18 protein-coding genes and 2 riboswitches are annotated in these 17,306 nt (G+C 43.0%); of the genes, 15 read left to right on the forward strand and 3 right to left on the reverse strand.

From position 1 onward, the window contains the following. The first annotated feature begins 10 nt into the window (after nucleotides 1–10). The 3 genes from ACIQYG_RS05380 (at nucleotide 11) to ACIQYG_RS05390 (ending at nucleotide 3,131) form a co-directional block, all read left to right on the forward strand. Nucleotides 11–934 carry a metal ABC transporter permease gene (locus ACIQYG_RS05380; RefSeq protein WP_402836039.1) on the forward strand — a complete coding sequence of 308 codons (924 nt, stop codon included), beginning with the start codon at nucleotides 11–13 and terminating at the stop codon, nucleotides 932–934. Continuing rightward, on the forward strand, nucleotides 931–1,812 hold the full coding sequence (locus ACIQYG_RS05385) for a metal ABC transporter permease (RefSeq protein ID WP_402836041.1): 882 nt from the start codon (nucleotides 931–933) through the stop codon (nucleotides 1,810–1,812). Before ACIQYG_RS05380 ends, ACIQYG_RS05385 begins: the two co-directional genes overlap by 4 nt. Nucleotides 1,813–1,958: 146 nt before the next feature. Next, nucleotides 1,959–3,131, forward strand: a complete 1,173-nt coding sequence (locus ACIQYG_RS05390; RefSeq protein ID WP_402836043.1) for an FtsW/RodA/SpoVE family cell cycle protein — start codon at nucleotides 1,959–1,961, stop codon at nucleotides 3,129–3,131. 80 nt (nucleotides 3,132–3,211) lie between these two features. Here the strand turns inward: ACIQYG_RS05390 and ACIQYG_RS05395 are convergent, their stop codons facing one another. Both ACIQYG_RS05395 and ACIQYG_RS05400 read right to left on the reverse strand, forming a co-directional pair. Beyond that, the gene (locus ACIQYG_RS05395) at nucleotides 3,212–3,547 is read right to left on the reverse strand and encodes a spore coat protein (protein ID WP_241592696.1); all 336 of its coding nucleotides are present in this window, start codon (nucleotides 3,545–3,547) and stop codon (nucleotides 3,212–3,214) included. 13 nt (nucleotides 3,548–3,560) lie between these two features. Continuing rightward, on the reverse strand, nucleotides 3,561–3,842 hold the full coding sequence (locus ACIQYG_RS05400; RefSeq protein WP_402836046.1) for a hypothetical protein: 282 nt from the start codon (nucleotides 3,840–3,842) through the stop codon (nucleotides 3,561–3,563). Between the two features lie 147 nt (nucleotides 3,843–3,989). On the opposite strand from ACIQYG_RS05400, the gene ACIQYG_RS05405 reads away from it, so the two are divergent. After that, entirely contained in the window at nucleotides 3,990–4,907 is a 918-nt protein-coding gene (locus tag ACIQYG_RS05405; RefSeq protein WP_402836048.1) for a proline dehydrogenase family protein, read from the forward strand. A 49-nt stretch (nucleotides 4,908–4,956) separates the two neighbouring features. Here the strand turns inward: ACIQYG_RS05405 and ACIQYG_RS05410 are convergent, their stop codons facing one another. Further along, on the reverse strand, nucleotides 4,957–5,091 hold the full coding sequence (locus tag ACIQYG_RS05410; protein ID WP_072273724.1) for a YuzL family protein: 135 nt from the start codon (nucleotides 5,089–5,091) through the stop codon (nucleotides 4,957–4,959). A 207-nt stretch (nucleotides 5,092–5,298) separates the two neighbouring features. Here ACIQYG_RS05410 and ACIQYG_RS05415 point away from each other — a divergent pair, with 207 nt between their 5' ends. From ACIQYG_RS05415 to ACIQYG_RS05465, 11 genes are all read left to right on the forward strand, one after another. Continuing rightward, the gene (locus ACIQYG_RS05415) at nucleotides 5,299–7,683 is read left to right on the forward strand and encodes a 3-hydroxyacyl-CoA dehydrogenase/enoyl-CoA hydratase family protein (protein ID WP_402836050.1); all 2,385 of its coding nucleotides are present in this window, start codon (nucleotides 5,299–5,301) and stop codon (nucleotides 7,681–7,683) included. Nucleotides 7,684–7,753: 70 nt separating this feature from the next. Continuing rightward, on the forward strand, nucleotides 7,754–8,932 hold the full coding sequence (locus ACIQYG_RS05420; RefSeq protein WP_402836052.1) for an acetyl-CoA C-acetyltransferase: 1,179 nt from the start codon (nucleotides 7,754–7,756) through the stop codon (nucleotides 8,930–8,932). 69 nt (nucleotides 8,933–9,001) lie between these two features. Next, complete coding sequence (locus ACIQYG_RS05425; RefSeq protein WP_402836054.1) at nucleotides 9,002–10,789, forward strand: acyl-CoA dehydrogenase family protein; 1,788 nt, start codon at nucleotides 9,002–9,004, stop codon at nucleotides 10,787–10,789. Nucleotides 10,790–10,930: 141 nt separating this feature from the next. Then, a complete protein-coding gene (locus tag ACIQYG_RS05430) occupies nucleotides 10,931–11,287 on the forward strand; it encodes an arsenate reductase family protein (RefSeq protein WP_034310119.1) in 357 nt (118 codons plus the stop codon). Between the two features lie 95 nt (nucleotides 11,288–11,382). Beyond that, nucleotides 11,383–11,763, forward strand: a complete 381-nt coding sequence (gene gcvH / locus ACIQYG_RS05435; RefSeq protein ID WP_402836056.1) for a glycine cleavage system protein GcvH — start codon at nucleotides 11,383–11,385, stop codon at nucleotides 11,761–11,763. Nucleotides 11,764–11,857: 94 nt separating this feature from the next. Further along, nucleotides 11,858–12,223: a toprim domain-containing protein gene (locus tag ACIQYG_RS05440; protein ID WP_402836058.1), complete on the forward strand. Its 366-nt coding sequence runs from the start codon at nucleotides 11,858–11,860 to the stop codon at nucleotides 12,221–12,223. A gap of 3 nt (nucleotides 12,224–12,226) precedes the next feature. Next, a complete protein-coding gene (locus ACIQYG_RS05445; protein WP_402836352.1) occupies nucleotides 12,227–12,535 on the forward strand; it encodes a thioredoxin family protein in 309 nt (102 codons plus the stop codon). Between the two features lie 149 nt (nucleotides 12,536–12,684). Further along, a riboswitch (SAM riboswitch) is annotated at nucleotides 12,685–12,791 on the forward strand. Nucleotides 12,792–12,891: 100 nt separating this feature from the next. Further along, nucleotides 12,892–14,202, forward strand: coding sequence for an O-acetylhomoserine aminocarboxypropyltransferase/cysteine synthase family protein (locus tag ACIQYG_RS05450; protein ID WP_402836060.1), 1,311 nt, complete (start codon nucleotides 12,892–12,894; stop codon nucleotides 14,200–14,202). Between the two features lie 117 nt (nucleotides 14,203–14,319). Further along, nucleotides 14,320–14,432: riboswitch (SAM riboswitch) on the forward strand. A 153-nt stretch (nucleotides 14,433–14,585) separates the two neighbouring features. Further along, a complete protein-coding gene (locus ACIQYG_RS05455) occupies nucleotides 14,586–15,620 on the forward strand; it encodes a methionine ABC transporter ATP-binding protein (protein WP_252278957.1) in 1,035 nt (344 codons plus the stop codon). Beyond that, a complete protein-coding gene (locus ACIQYG_RS05460; RefSeq protein WP_402836062.1) occupies nucleotides 15,613–16,281 on the forward strand; it encodes a methionine ABC transporter permease in 669 nt (222 codons plus the stop codon). The genes ACIQYG_RS05455 and ACIQYG_RS05460 overlap by 8 nt, the downstream gene beginning before the upstream one ends. Nucleotides 16,282–16,296: 15 nt before the next feature. Further along, nucleotides 16,297–17,133, forward strand: coding sequence for a MetQ/NlpA family ABC transporter substrate-binding protein (locus ACIQYG_RS05465; protein WP_402836064.1), 837 nt, complete (start codon nucleotides 16,297–16,299; stop codon nucleotides 17,131–17,133). Nucleotides 17,134–17,306 lie beyond the last annotated feature (173 nt).

A 17,306-nucleotide genomic window follows, 5' to 3' on the forward strand; every position in this document is an offset into this window, starting at 1 on the left:
GGTGTACACGATGAACATAATGGACATTATCACTGATCCAAATACAAGGTGGATATTGCTCGGCACGATGTTCCTCGGATTAAGCAGCGGGGTCATCGGCAGCTTTGCCTACCTCAGAAAGCAATCTTTGCTTGGCGACACACTCGCACATGCAGCGTTACCCGGTATCTGTGTCGCCTTTATGTTAACTGGGGTGAAATCGACTTCCTACTTTCTGGTAGGTGCTGCCCTGGCTGGCTTAGTGGCTGTCTTCTTGATCAGTGTGCTTACGAGATACAGTAAGATCAAGCAGGATGCGGCCTTGGGAATCGTCTTATCTTCTTTCTTTGGCTTTGGAATTGTCATGCTTACGCAAATCCAGCAGAGTGAGTATGGAAACCAGAGTGGGTTGGATACCTTTTTATTCGGGCAGACGGCGTCAATGGTGATGTCCGATGTATATATGATGATGACGGTTTCCTTTATTCTCATTTTCACTTGTACCGTATTTTTTAAAGAATTCAAATTACTGTCCTTTGACCCTGGGTTTGCTAAGGGGATGGGATTGCCAGTTGTTTTTCTGGATTATTTCATCATGATGCTGATCGTGGCAGCTGTAGTGATCGGCATCCAGGCTGTAGGAGTCGTATTGATGGCATCTTTACTGATCACGCCTGCGGTATCTGCGAGGTATTGGACGGAGCGCCTGCATATCATGGTCATCCTGTCTGGCATATTCGGAATGTTGAGCGGCGTGTCTGGAACGTTGATCAGTACATCGGTCAATGATTTGCCAACAGGACCGTTAATTGTCTTATCCGCGACGGTATGGTTTTTCTTTTCCATGCTTTTTGCACCTAAACGCGGAGTGCTTTCATCTGTATGGAGAAGGGTATCGACGAAAAAGAAATATTCTCTCGAACAGGATAGAAGGAAAGGGAGCCACTCATCATGAATGATTTTTGGATTATCTTAGTCGGAGCATTAGTGGCGGGTTCTTGCAGTGTATTAGGGTGTTTTTTGATAGTCAGGAAAATGACGTTGATTGGGGATGCAATCAGCCATTCCGTTTTGCCGGGAATCGTATTGGCATTTTTAATGACCGGAACCCGTGATTCGGTTCCAATGCTGATCGGGGCGGCTGCGCTCGGCTTGCTTACCGTATTCTTGATCCAGCTTTTCCAATCGTCTGGCGTTCAATCCGACGCAGCGATCGGGATTGTATTCACCTCCCTTTTTGCAACGGGGATCGTGCTTGTGAGCTTGTACACGCAACAAATAGATTTTGACCTGGAGCATGTCCTTTATGGCGAAATAGCCTATACTCCATGGAACACGATGACAATCGCGGGAATCGAAGCTGGACCAAAAGCTGTTTGGATAGTCGGCAGTTGTTTTATCCTGAACCTCATACTGATCTTCCTTTTCTTCAAACAGTTTAAACTCGTATCTTTTGATCCATCACTTGCGGCTGCAATGGGAATTCCTGTACTGTTCTTCCATTACTTATTGATGAGCCTCATTTCACTGACGACTGTAGCTTCTTTTGATAGTGTAGGTTCCATTTTAGTAGTTGGAATGCTCATCATACCTGCGGCAACGGCATATCTGCTGTCAGACCGTTTAAGCCTCATGATATTGGTCAGTATCGGGGTCGGGGTGCTAAGTTCCATCATCGGCTACTATTCAGCCACCATTTTGGATGCCTCGATATCAGGCTGCATGGTGGGTTCGGCCGCCATATTATTCGGATTGGCCTTTCTCTTCTCCCCAAGCCATGGGTTGGTCAGCCTATTGCTGAAACGGAGAAAATCAAAGGAATCACATGCATAGCTCCCCCGCCTACAGGCTTCATGGAAATGATTCCATGAAGCCTGTAAACTATCCTTCTATATAGTTGTGATTTTATTTGTTTAAAGTATAATGAATAAGTGTATTTATAGATGTATCGCAGGAGCCTTTTTAAGGGAGAGTTAAGTATGGAAGAACAAAATAAATTTTCGTCACGAATAGATTTTTCTTTGGTTACAATATTGCTGTTATTATGCGTTGGAAGTTGCCTGGCAATCTATAGTGCCCAAACGACTGGACAGTACGCTGAAAACTTCTTAATAAAACAAATTTTTTGGTATATAGTAGGAATCGGAATCGTATTAGGGTTCATCACCCTTGATTCGGATCAGTTGAAAAAAATTTCTTGGTACGCCTATGGCTTCGGATTATTTTTGCTTTTTTTGCTGATCATTATGCCGGATAGCATCGTTCCTGTCCGGAATGGTGCGAAAAGTTGGTTCATCATTCCGGGAATCGGTTCGATTCAGCCATCGGAATTCATGAAGGTTTTCCTGATCCTGGCTTTGGCGAATGTCATCTCAAACCATCATCTCAAAAACACGCTGAAAACGATTCAAACGGATATCTGGCTGCTGATTAAAATCGGTCTTGTGACCGGTGCGCCTTTATTGTTAATCATGCAACAGCCGGATTTGGGCACCTCGCTTGTCATCATGTCAATCATGCTCGGAATGATTTTCATATCAGGGGTATCATGGAAGATCCTGCTGCCGATCGTTTCGGGAGGAATTGTCGTCGCTTCAGCGGTCCTGTACTTTGTACTTTGGAAGCCGGAAATCCTGGAAAAATACCTAGGGGTGAAATCCTATCAATTCGGCCGTATTTATTCTTGGCTGGATCCATATAATTATGCCAGCTCCGAAGGGTATCACTTAACCAAATCGTTACTGGCCATCGGCTCCGGCCAGACCACAGGCAAGGGAATCGGTTCAAGGGAAGTGTATTTACCTGAGAGTCATTCGGATTTCATTTTCAGCATCATCGGTGAAGAATTCGGCTTCATCGGATCAAGCATCATTATCTCCTTGTTTTTCCTATTGATTTACCATATAACAAAAACAGGAATGGACACGAAAAATAACTTCTATACATATATCTGTGTTGGCGTTATCAGCATGTTGACGTTCCACGTTTTTCAAAATATCGGCATGACTGTAGGCCTTTTGCCGATAACGGGGATTCCGCTTCCATTTGTCAGTTATGGAGGAAGCTCGCTAATGGGGAACATGATGGCCATGGGATTAATATTCAGCATTCGGTATCACTATAAGAAGTATATGTTTTCAACGGATATCTAAATAAAAGCCGGCCCCTGATGGGCCGGCTTTATTTGTAGCAAAAAAACAAAAGGAGCGGAATCCCCCCCCTGAATGTTTGCTTATTGAATGTTAGTTCCAGATGGGAATTGATTTTTATAACCGGAAAATTGTTGATACGATTGGCCTAAGCTAGTTGCTTGCGCCTTTTCTAAACTATACCAGCCTTTTTCGAACATAAGGTTATAGAGTTCACGCTGCATCTCCTGATTTTCTTTGGAAATGGAGAAAATGTCTTGGAATAGTGCTTGGTTACTCATTTCATGCAGGGCAACGGAAAGGGAGTTACAAAAGTACTTTTCAGTTGAAAGCATATCATTTATAAAATCCCTGTCATTCATTTGCGGTGTCTTTGCCACGGGAGATTCAGGATTTTGGACTTTGTTTTCATTGGGCATCAAGAACCCTCCTTTATTGATATTGTTGTTGACCCTGATTTTGGTTTGGGTTCAAGTGTTTCAAAATGGTATCGTAATGGCGTTGATGCATCAGTCCGCACCGATTTAACGCATCAATGATTTGCGGGTCCTTACATTGTGTGGCAAAAAAATGTGCTTTTTTAACCGCATTCAGATTCCATGCAAGCATATCGGTTAAGTATAAGCTATCTTTCACCGAAACCATTTCCGGCGGCTGTTTCATAAAGCCGGTCGGCTGCTGTTGGCTATTAAACGAATTTTGCTGTTCCATCATTCTACCTCCTTAAGTGTTCTTTTAAACGAGCTTAATTTTCCCTTCATGAAATTTTTTTATTCTTGCTTCTAAATATCTGAAAAATGAATTAAATGGTAAAATAATCTTGTGCATCTATTTTCCAAAATGATTTGGAGGGGAATGCAGATGGAAAGAATCCTGAAAAATCTATTCCTTTTTTTATCAAAGAATAAAGCTATGACAAAGGCAGCGAAAAAATACGGGCTGCGGTTTGGTGCATCTCGTTTCGTGGCAGGAGAATCTTTGGATATGGCATGTGATGTGATTGCTGATCTTAACCGGAAAGGGCTTGCTGTCACCATTGATTATTTAGGTGAATTCATTGAAGATGAACTAGAAGCAGGGAAGATGGCAGATGAGTGCATCGAAGCTATCCGGATGATTGGCACAAATGAACTGGATTCACAGTTATCCCTGAAGCTGACCTCGATGGGCTTGGATGTGTCCGAACAAGTCGTAATGAATAACATGCGGAGGATCTTGGATGAAGCTAAAGCCCATCGTGTTTTCGTGACGCTTGATATGGAAGATTTTCCGCGCTGTCAGCCGACTTTGGATGTATTCAAAAACCTTAAGCCTGAATATAATGAATTGGGGACTGTCATCCAAGCTTATCTGTATCGGACTGAGAGGGATATTGAGGAGCTGGATGCATACCATCCAAATCTAAGACTTGTTAAAGGGGCTTATAAAGAACCAAGGGAAGTGGCTTTTCCCGAAAAAAAAGATGTGGATGAGAATTTCAAGAAAATCATCAAGATGCATATGCAAAATGGAAATTACACAGCCGTTGCCACACATGATGATAAAATCATTGATTATACGAGGGAATTGGTCAAAGATCAGGGCATTCCGCGGGATTCGTTTGAATTTCAAATGTTATACGGCATCCGCACTGAAAAGCAGTTTGAACTTGCTAAAGAAGGATATAAGGTAAGGGTATATGTTCCTTATGGTACGGATTGGTATGGATATTTCATGCGTCGCCTTGCGGAGAGGCCGGCCAATATTGCTTTCGTTTTAAAAGGCCTATTCAAGAAATAGGAAGCGAGAGCCGCCCCGGAAAAGGGACGGCTGCTCAGATTAAGAAGGATTATCTTTTGAACTGATTGTTCTGGCTGTTCACTTTATTGATTCCATGTTGACGTTCGGCGCCAGGACCGGCATTGCCTTTGACGCTTGCTGCGCTTACGGCTGCTTTAGAAGGATTATCTTTACGCTTCATTATATAAGTCACCTCCTGCCCGGTTATTTTTTACTGAACGGAGGATAAATAACCGAAAGAACGCGGAGAAAAAAATATTTTTTTCCTGTTTAATCATTGCGGAATTTCCAAATATATTCTATATTAGTAATAAGAAAAAATATTCAAAATTTTTTTGAATTAAAAATGAATGAGCATTCATTCAATAAAATGTGTAAGGGGGATATAAACTTGGTTCGACAAATACGAAAGGCTGCTGTTCTAGGGTCAGGAGTTATGGGATCAGGGATTGCTGCACACCTTGCTAACATCGGCATTCCGACTTTATTATTGGATATTGTACCTCGTGAACTCACTGAGGATGAAAAGAAAAAGGGACTGACATTAGAGAATAAACAAGTGCGTAACCGTATCAGCCAAACTGCGATTACGAAACTTTTAAAACAGAAACCAGCTCCGCTTTCGGCTAAGGGAAACATTGCGTTGATCGAGGCAGGAAACCTGGAAGATGATATAAGTCGTTTAAAGGATGTCGATTGGATCATCGAAGTGGTCGTTGAGAAGCTTGAGGTTAAGCAAAGTGTGTTCGCCCAGGTTGATCAGCATCGTAAACCGGGAAGCATCGTTTCATCGAATACATCCGGAATTTCAATCGAAGCTATGGCAGAAGGCCGTTCGGAGGACTTTCAAAAGCACTTCCTGGGAACTCATTTCTTCAATCCGCCGCGTTATCTTAAATTGTTGGAAATCATTCCTACTAAGGCAACTTCAACAGAAGTGCTCGAATATATGAAACGCTTCGGCGAAGATGTACTTGGAAAAGGTGTTGTCGAAGCCAAGGATACCCCTAACTTCATCGCAAACCGCATTGGAACTTATGGTTTATTGGTCACTCTGCGGGAAATGCAAAAAGGCGGATACAGTGTCGGTGAGGTCGATTCGGTTACAGGTCCGTTGATTGGAAGGGCAACTAGCGCGACATTCCGGACACTTGATGTAGTTGGATTGGATACCTTTGCCCATGTTGCCAGAAACGTTTATGACCAGGTGGATGGAGAAGAAAAAGAGGTTTTCAAGATACCTGAGTTCATGAATGAGATGCTTAAGAATGGGTGGCTTGGAAGCAAGTCAGGCCAAGGATTCTTCTTGAAAAAAGGCAAGGAAATCCTTGAACTGGATCCCGAAACCCTTGAATATGCTGCACGAAAACGATTAAAAACGCCATCCATCGAAATGGCTAAACAGGCCAAGGGCTTGGAAAATAAAATGAAAGCGCTTGTTTATAGCGAAGACCGTGCCGGCCAATTACTTTGGAATGTCCTGAATCCGGCGCTAGTGTATTCTGCCCAGCTGCTTGGAGACATCGCGGACGACATCGTGGCGATCGATCAAGCGATGAAATGGGGCTTCGGATGGTCCACAGGACCTTTTGAAACCTGGGATGCGATAGGTGTAGAAAAATCGGTAGCCCGAATGGAAGCGGAAGGCATCACCGTTCCGCAATGGGTGAAGGATATGCTAGCTAAAGGCATCACGTCTTTCTATAAAGAAGAAAATGGCATGGTCCACTATTATGATAATAGTGAATATAAAGAACTTGTCGAAAATCCTAAAGTGATCAATCTTAAAGCGATCAAGAAGCAAAAAGGCGTAATCAAGAAAAACAGTGGTGCAAGCTTGATTGATATCGGCGATGGAGTGGCTCTGCTTGAATTCACTTCACCGAATAATGCAATCGGTCTGGATATCATTCAAATGATCAATGCGGCGGTCGACGAAGCGGAAGCGAATTTTAAAGGACTGGTCATCGGAAACCAAGGAAAGAATTTCTGTGTCGGCGCTAATATTGCAATGATGCTGATGGAAGCGCAGGATGACAATATTTTTGAACTCGATATGGTCATCAGCCAATTCCAACAGGCGATGCTTAAAATTAAGTACAGTGCAGTTCCTGTAGTGGTTGCCCCGTTTAATATGACACTTGGCGGGGGGGCTGAAGTGTCCCTTCCGGCAGCGCGCATCCAGGCAACGACTGAAACGTATATGGGACTAGTGGAACCTGGTGTAGGCTTGATCCCAGGCGGGGGCGGGACTAAGGAACTTTATGTGAAGACGTTGAGGAATATGCCGAAGGGTGTAGATTTCGACTTGCAAAAAGTGGCCAACCAAGTATTTGAAACGGTCGCCATGGCAAAAGTTTCGACCTCCGCCGAGGAAGCGAGAGGGAATAATTTCCTCAATTCAGCTGATGGGATAAGCGTGAATGCGGATCATCAGCTATATGATGCGAAACAGGCGGTACTTTCCATGCATGAACAAGGCTATACCGCTCCAGCCCGCACAAAGATCCCTGTCGTAGGTGAAACTGGATATGCCGCACTTCTATTAGGGGCGGAATCCATGCGCCTTTCAGGATTCTTATCAGAACATGACCTTGTCATAGCCAAAGAGCTTGCATACGTCCTGGCAGGAGGAAAACTCCCATTTGGCACGGAAGTAGATGAACAGTATATCTTGAACCTAGAAAAACAGGCATTCCTAAAACTGATTTCGACTCCGAAATCCCAGGCAAGGATGCAGCACATGCTCGTTAAAGGTAAACCACTCCGTAATTGATGAATAGATGAAGATATGGCCAAAACGAGACAATAGATCGATAGCTTAAAAATGAGTAAGGGGGATCCTCATGAAAGAAGCGGTAATAGTAGCTGGAGCTAGGACTCCGGTAGGAAGAGCGAAAAAAGGTTCTCTTGCTAGTGTACGTCCTGATGATTTAGGGGCTCTTGTCGTAAAGGAAACGTTAAAGCGTGCAGGGAATTATGAAGGCACAATAGATGACCTGATTATCGGTTGTGCAATGCCTGAAGCGGAGCAAGGATTGAACATGGCTCGTAACATTGGAGCATTGGCAGGGTTGCCTTATACAGTACCGGCCATAACGATTAATCGTTACTGTTCAAGCGGGCTGCAAAGTATCGCATATGGAGCGGAAAGGATCATGCTCGGCCAAAGTGATACAGTCATTGCAGGCGGGGCGGAATCCATGAGCCTTTTGCCAATGATGGGCCATGTAACACGTCCGAACGCGAGACTTGCGGAAACGGCACCGGAATATTATATGGGTATGGGTCACACTGCTGAAGCCGTTGCAAAAAAATACGGCATTTCCCGTGACGATCAAGATGCATTTTCTGTTAGAAGTCATCAAAAGGCGGCTAAGGCCATTGCAGAAGGAAAGTTTTCCGATGAGATCGTACCGGTTGACGTAACCCTTCGTTCAGTGGGACCAGATCTTAAGTTAAAGGAAAAATCATTTACTTTTACACAGGATGAGGGCGTTCGTCCAGGCACGACTGCCGAAGTGCTAAGAAAACTAAGACCTGCATTCTCCGTTACAGGATCCGTAACAGCAGGGAATTCATCACAGACGAGTGATGGTGCAGCCGCGGTCATGGTCATGGACGGGGAAAAGGCTTCTTCATTAGGGATGAAACCGATGGGTAAGTTCCGTTCCTTTGCTGTAGCTGGAGTACCGCCTGAAATTATGGGCATCGGGCCGATTGCAGCCATACCTAAAGCTTTGAAGCTAGCAGGTCTTGAGTTATCAGATATTGGTTTATTTGAATTGAATGAAGCCTTTGCCTCCCAATCCATCCAAATCATTCGTGAGCTCGGATTGAATGAAGAGATTGTTAATGTAAATGGCGGAGCCATCGCCTTAGGCCATCCACTAGGATGTTCGGGAGCAAAATTGACATTAAGCCTGCTTCATGAAATGAAGCGCAGAAACCAACAGTTCGGAGTCGTGACAATGTGTATCGGCGGCGGAATGGGTGCTGCCGGAGTATTTGAATTAATGGCGTAATCCCACCCCTTCCGGAAGCTGTCATGCTTCCGGCGGATTTACTATCTTAAACACATAGGAGGAAATAACATGTCCAATCAAACTACAGATAACCTCATTAAAGGCGGAGCCTTTTTAATAGAAGATATTACGTATGATCAAGTGTTTACTCCGGAAGATTATTCTGATGAGCATAAAATGATAGCCAAAACTTCCGAGGAATTCGTAGTGAATGAAATTCTGCCGCAGGTTGAACATTTAGAAAACCATGAGTTTGACCGTTCCGTTAAATTACTGAAGCATGCAGGTGAAATCGGTTTACTTGGTGCTGATGTTCCTGAGGAATATAACGGATTGGGCCTTGATAAAATCAGTTCGGCATTGATTACGGAAAAAATGGCACTTGCAGGCGGCTTCGGAATTACGCATGGTGCACATGTAGGTATCGGATCTTTGCCGATCGTATTGTTCGGGAATGAAGACCAAAAGAAAAAATACCTTCCATTACTTGCAACGGGTGAGAAGATTGCTGCGTATGCCTTAACGGAACCAAGCTCAGGTTCAGATGCCTTGGGAGCAAAAACGACAGCGAAACTGAATGCAGAAGGAACGCACTATATTTTAAATGGTGAAAAACAATGGATTACAAATGCAGGTTTTGCAGATGTATTCTGTGTATACGCGAAAATCGACGGTGAACAATTCTCGGCTTTCATTGTTGAGCGTGATTATAAAGGCGTATCAACTGGGGCTGAAGAGAAGAAAATGGGGATCAAAAGCTCATCCACACGTACTTTAATCCTCGAAGATGTTCATGTACCAGTCGAAAACCTTTTGGGTGTAGCGGGAAAAGGGCATGTCATCGCTTTCAATATCCTGAATATCGGCCGCTATAAATTAGGCGTCGGTGCTGTTGGCGGATCCAAACGCGCCCTTGAGATTACAGCTGCTTATACGAATCAACGTCAACAATTCAAAACGAAAATTTCCGATTTTAACTTGACGAAAGAAAAACTTGCAACAATGGCAGCTAAGATTTATGCAGCAGAAAGCTCTGTATATCGTACCGTTGGCCTTTATGATCAAAGACAAAGCAAATTGACGGATGAGCAAGTGAAAGATGGGAAATCAATGGCGGCTGCAATCGCTGAATATGCGATTGAATGTTCATTGAATAAATTCTTTGCTTCCGAAGTATTGGATTACGTTACGGACGAAGGCGTACAGCTTCATGGCGGTTATGGTTTCATGCAGGAGTATGAAATTGAAAAAGCATATCGCGACTCCCGTATTAACCGGATCTTTGAAGGTACGAATGAAATCAATAGATTGCTTGTCCCGGGAACTTTCTTGAAGAAAGCGCTTAAAGGGGAATTGCCGCTACTTCAAAAAGCTCAAGGCCTGCAAGAGGAATTAATGATGATGATGCCGGAAGAACCTGGCGATGAGCCACTGGCACAAGAAAAAATGCTTGTTAGGAACGCTAAGAAAATCGGTATTTTGGCAGCTGGGCTTGCGGCACAGAAATACGGAAAAAGTCTTGATCAAGAACAAGAAATCCTCTCCAACATTGCTGATATCGCATCCCTTGCCTATGCAGCTGAATCCGTAGTATTGCGTACGGAAAAGGCAATTGCAACTACAGGTCTGGAGAAGAACAAACAAAAAGTGCTTTACACTGAAATCTTCGTTCAGGAAGCTTTCAATGAAATAGAACAGCATGCAAAGGAAACGTTAATTGCGGTGGAAACAGGGGATACTCTTCGCATCATGCTTTCCTCGCTCCGCAAGCTGACTAGACACACTCCGATCAATGTCATTGCGAAAAAACGCGAAGCTTCCGTCAAGGTAATCGAAGCGGAAAAGTATGCTCTTTAAGCAATGAGTCAGAATCCGTAAAGGGAATGCCCGCAATGGCATTCCCTTTATTTCAATTGATGAAATCGGATTGGAAATTCAAAAGACATTTCGTTGTATTGCGTGGTAAAAACGGGTATTCTATTGATAGGTGGTGAAATGATGGGCTTAACATTATATTGGTACCCAAAATGCGGTACATGCCGTAATGCGAAGAAGTGGCTGGATAATCATGAACTGCAATATGAAGCGATCCATATAGCGGATAATCCCCCTTCGCGAACTGAAATAGAACAACTATATAAAAACAGCAATTTGGAGTTGAAGAAGTTTTTCAATACTAGCGGTCAAAAATATCGGGAGCTGGGCTTAAAGGATAAGCTGAAAGAAGCTTCTGAAGCAGAGATGCTTGATATATTGTCCACAGATGGCATGCTTCTGAAAAGGCCGATTGTTACGGATGGCACCAAAGTGACGGTAGGTTTCAAAGAAGAGCAATTCGAACAGGTTTGGAACTGAAATTTCACAAAATATTTGGTTAATTCCTTACTTAAACAAACAATCTACCTTATAATGTAATAGATAAAATAAGATGTACATATGGAGGGTTAATTATGACAACACCAAAAGAACTTCGTTACACTAAAGAACATGAATGGGTCAAAACGGAAGATGGAACAGTGCGCATTGGAATTACGGCATTCGCACAGTCCGAGCTTGGGGACATCGTATTCGTTGAGCTTCCGGAAATCGGCGATGAATTGAAAGCGAACGAACCATTTGGAAGTGTTGAATCCGTTAAGACCGTTTCTGAGCTTTATGCACCTATCAGTGGCAAGGTTGTTGAAGTAAACGAAGATTTAAGTGACAACCCTGAATATGTAAATGAGTCTCCTTATGAAAAGGCATGGATGGTCGTGCTTGAACCATCTAATGGCAGTGATATTGAAAACTTGATGAGCGCTGAAGAGTATGAGAGTTTAATCAACGGTTAATAAGAAGGAGAGGGGGGACTGAAAAGGCCTGCTCTCTTTTTCATTTTGTACAGTGGGTGAGTTGCGCACATAATTCGTGAGATGGAGTGATGACATGGAGTGGGGCGAATTCGAAAAAGTGATCATAGTAGAAGGCAGTTCCGATAGAAGAAAAGTTGCCTCCGTTTTAAATGAAGATGTGGAAATAAGATGTACGAATGGGACCATATCATTAACTAAGCTGGATGAATTAGTGGAAGAATTGATGGACCGTGATGTTTATCTCCTTTTTGACGCAGATGAATCAGGAGAAAAGCTGCGGAAGCAGTTCCGAAGGGAAATGCCGGAAGCGAACCACCTGTATATCAATAAAATATACAAAGAAGTGGAAAGCTCACCCGAACATCATATCGCAACTGTGCTCCTATCTGCCAATATGAATGTGAAAATGAAATTTTTAAGTCAAAGGGTGAACGACTAATTGATGCAGGAATGGAAAGAAGAAGAGTGTAAGCTTGCTGTTGAAAGTGGGGAAACCTTTTGCTTATATTTATATACGCCTTTATGCGGCACCTGTCAGGTGGCATCCAAGATGCTGACGATAGCCTTGGAGCTTTTCCCGGAATTGAAGGCAGGCAAAATGAATATGAACTATGTCCAAGCAATTGCCGAATCATATGAAATCGAAAGTGTTCCTTGCTTATTGCTTTTCAAAGAAGGACAGCTGCACAAAAAAATATATGCCTTTCAATCCGTTCCTTATTTGTACGGATTGCTTAAGGAAATCAGCTAGGAAACCAATCAGATCCGTGGTTGGTTTCTTTGTTGCGTACATTTGAATGCAAGTTGAAAATAAACAAAGAATATTCTAACAATTCATTGACTGATTTATTCTAAAATGCTATATTTTGAATTAAGTAAAGTAACGGCAGAATTTAATAGTTCTTATCAAGAGTGGCGGAGGGACTGGCCCGACGAAGCCCGGCAACCGGTATAAATTTTATATACGGTGCTAATTCCAGCAGAGTGTTGGCTCTGGTAGATGAGGTGTGTTCTTGAAACCTCTTCTTATTGAAGTGGTTTTTTTGTTTATAAAAGGCCAGATTTCATATAATTCCAATTAAATCCATAAAAAAGAGGAGAATTAATATGTCAGGGAAAAAGTTGCGTTTCGAAACATTGAGTGTTCATGGCGGTCTGCAAGCTGATGAAACAGGTGCCCGTGCAGTTCCTATCTACCAAAGCAATGCATACTTGTTCAAAGACACCGACCATGCAGCGAAATTATTTGGCCTAAAGGAGAATGGCTATATATATACACGGCTTCATAATCCCACGGTCAGCGTTTTTGAGGAAAGAATGGCCTTACTGGAAGGCGGTATCGGCGGATTGGCAACGGCAAGCGGAATGGCGGCCATCTCACTTTCAATCCTGAATATTGCCGCTTCAGGGGATGAGATTGTTTCAGCCTCTACCTTATATGGCGGTACGTATAACCTTTTTGAAAATACTCTTCCTAAATATGGGATAAAAGTGAAATTCGTTTCTCCAGATGACCCTGAAAATTTTAAAAGGGCGATTACGCCAAGAACTAAAGCCATTTTTGCTGAAACGATCGGAAATCCAAGTTTGAGGGTGCTTGATATTGAAGCGGTAGCGAAAATCGCCCATGAAGCCGGCATACCTTTAATCATTGATAATACCTTCGCGACACCGTATCTTTGCAGACCAATTGATTTTGGAGCGGATATCGTCATCCATTCCGCTACAAAATGGCTTCTTGGAAATGGAACGACGCTAGGCGGTGTCATCGTGGATGGAGGGAAATTCGATTGGAACTCGCCAAACTACCCTGGCTTCACGGAGCCTGACCCAAGTTACGACAATCTGGTATACGCCGAGGCAGTTGGACCTGCCGCATTCATAACGAAAGCCCGAGTCCAGTTACTCCGTGATTTGGGCCCTGCGCTAAGTGCCCAAAGTGCATTCCAGTTTACGCTTGGACTTGAAACGCTCCATGTTAGGATGAAAGAGCATCTATCAAACACCAAGTCTGTCATTAAATATTTAAAAAACCATCCTGCCGTGACTTGGGTTTCACATCCCGGTGATGAGGATCATCCCGATAAAGCCCTTGCGGATAAATATTTGCCAAAGGGAGCTGGATCTGTCGTCACATTTGGGATACAAGGTAATCGCGAAGCTGGGGCAAAACTTATCAATTCGGTGGAATTATGGTCCCATGTGGCGAATGTAGGGGATGCGAAGAGCTTGATCATCCACCCAGCCAGTACGACCCATCAACAATTGAATGAGGCAGGTCTTGCAAAAGCGGGTGTGCGTGCCGACCAAGTCCGTTTATCCATTGGGATTGAAAATGTAGAGGATTTAATAGAAGATTTGGAGCAGGCAATTGAAAAGGCGACGAATATCGTCTCCTTGACTTCCAAAACGGTTTAAGCAAAGTTCCTGTTCATTGTTGTACTAGAAATAATATACATTGCGCTCCTTTTTTATCTATGATAAAATTTCACCATACTAAAGAACTTAATGTTGTACAAATATTCTATATATTAGCTCTTATCAAGAGAGGTGGAGGGATGTGCCCGATGAAACCCGGCAACCGACAAGGAGATTTCCTTGGAAAGGTGCCAATTCACACAAAGTTTAATCACTTTGGAAGATGAGAGGAAGGCCTGTTTCTTCACCTGCCTTTCTGCTCATGCAGAAAGGTTTTTTCTATTTTTATGGGGAAAACCTTTGCAGGATATGAGAAACAGACTAATAATGTAGAGAAATCAACTAAGTTCATAGGTTTTATTGGATAAAAGAGGTGAGGATTAATGATTACATTGACGAAAGTCAGTAAGCTTTTCCGAACAGGAAAAGGAAACAGTGAGACGATCAAGGCTGTAAATAATGTGAATGTTGAAATAAATAAAGGCGAGATTTTCGGTATCATCGGTTACAGTGGAGCGGGGAAAAGTACTTTGATCAGAATGCTCAATGGATTGGAAACACCGACAGAGGGATCCGTTGTGGTGGCTGAGAAGGAAATTTCAAAAATTAAAGGGGCTCAGCTCCGTAAGGCCCGTCAAGAAATCAGCATGATTTTCCAACATTTCAATCTATTATGGTCAAGGACCGTTCAGGAAAATATTTCTTTCCCATTGGAAATTGCAGGAGTTTCTAAAACTGAACGAACCAAGCGTGTGAACGAATTGATCAAGTTAGTCGGACTGGAAGGCAGGGAAAAGGCCTATCCTTCACAATTAAGCGGGGGGCAAAAGCAAAGGGTGGGAATTGCCAGGGCTCTGGCAAATGACCCTAAAGTGCTGCTGTGTGATGAAGCGACTTCTGCCTTGGATCCGCAGACTACCGACTCCATACTGGAATTGCTTGTTGACATCAATCAGCGCCTGGGATTGACGATCGTCTTGATAACACATGAAATGCATGTGATTCGTAAAATCTGCCATCGCGTCGCCGTGATGGAAAGCGGGCAAGTTGTTGAACAGGGACCTGTCCTGGATGTTTTCAAGAATCCTAAAGAACAAATGACGAAGCGTTTCGTGCAACAGGTAACGGAACCAGAAGAAACGAAAGAAACGATGGACCATTTGCTCGAACGCTATCCTGCAGGCAAAGTGATTCAATTGACCTTTGTAGGCGATCATGCAGAAAGCCCATTGATCACCAAGCTTGTACGTAACTTCGAGTTGGATGTCAATATCGTTCAAGGTAAGATATCCCAAACAAGAAGCGGTTCATATGGAACATTGTTTATCCATCTAGATGGCAAAGAGGATGAAATGCTCCGCGCAATCGAATTCATTAAAGCACAGCAGGTAGGCGTGGAGGTGATTACTCATGCTTGAAGAATTATTGCCGAATGTTGATTGGGAAGACATTATTGAAGCTACGAGGGAAACGCTTTACATGACAAGCGTCTCTGTAGTGGCAACCTTTTTTATAGGCATAATATTAGGATTGATCCTTTTCCTGACAGGGAAGGGTAATATGTGGGAAAACCGGGCAGTCAACGGGATCATGAGTGCTGTCGTCAATATATTCCGTTCCATTCCATTTCTTATTTTGATCGTGCTGCTCATTCCTTTCACTAAAGCGCTTGTCGGTTCCATGATCGGACAGAACGCTGCACTGCCCGCACTTATTATCGGTGCGGCCCCATTTTATGCGCGTATGGTTGAAATCGGCCTTCGTGAAATCGATAAAGGTGTAATTGAAGCCGCTAAATCGATGGGGGCAAAAACGAGCACGATCATTTGGAAGGTCCTGCTTCCAGAGTCGATGCCTGCCCTTATTTCCGGGATTACGGTAACATCGATTGCATTGGTTGGATATACCGCAATGGCCGGGGTCATCGGTGCAGGCGGGCTTGGTAATCTAGCCTATTTGGAGGGTTATCAAAGAAATCAAAATGACGTTACGCTTGTAGCGACGATCGTTATTCTAATTATCGTCTTCATAATTCAAATTATTGGAGATGTGATTACATCTAAATTGGACAAAAGATAAAGGGAGATGAATAGGATGAAAAAGTTTTTAGGATTTGCATTAATTTTAGTGTTATCCATCGCTTTGGCTGCTTGTGGAAGTGAAAAGGATAAAAGCGGCAGCGATATGGAAAAAGAATCGAAGAAAATAGTTGTAGGGGCATCCAATGTTCCGCATGCTGAAATCCTTGAGGAAGCTAAGCCGCTTCTTAAAGAAAAAGGAATCGAATTGGAAATCGAAACGTTCCAGGACTATGTTTTACCGAATAAGGCGTTGAATGATAAGGAATTGGATGCTAACTACTTTCAGCACATTCCTTACTTAGAGTCGCAAATTAAAGAAAATGGATATGATTTCGTCAATGCTGGAGGAATCCATATCGAGCCGATTGCTCTATATTCACAAAAATATAAAAGCATTGATAAACTTCCGGAAGGCGCAACAATTATTATGAGCAGCTCTGTTGCTGATCATGGACGCGCTTTATCCCTTTTGGAAAAGAATGGCCTGATCACTTTGAAAAAAGGCATCGATAAAACGACGGCTACAACTAAAGACATCGTTGAAAATAAGAAAAACCTTAAATTCGATGCAGATTATGAAGCGGCCCTGCTTCCTAAAATTTATGAGAGCGGCGAAGGCGATGCAGTCTTGATCAATTCCAACTATGCAATTGACGCGGGTTTGAATCCGCTTGAAGATTCGATTGCGATTGAAGATTCGGAATCACCATATGTGAATGTCATTGCCGTAAACAAAGGTGACGAAAATAAAGAAGCGATAAAAGCGCTTGTAGAAGTATTGCATTCTAAAGACATCCAAGATTTCATTCTTAAAGAATACAAAGGTGCAGTTGTACCGGCGGATAAATAATTCAAGAATGGCGACCTGATTTAATTCAGGCCACAGTTTGTAAGGAAAAAAGGTTTCGGAATGGTCTCATTCCGAAACCTTTTTGATTTTTTATTGGATTTGAAGCAGTTAAAGCGATTTGTACTCTCGATAGCCCTCTTTATTTGTTGTTGAGTGCAGATGGGCAGAGATAA

It is taken from the genome of Peribacillus sp. NPDC096622 (assembly GCF_044762665.1).
Lineage (GTDB): Bacteria > Bacillota > Bacilli > Bacillales > DSM-1321 > Peribacillus > Peribacillus frigoritolerans_B.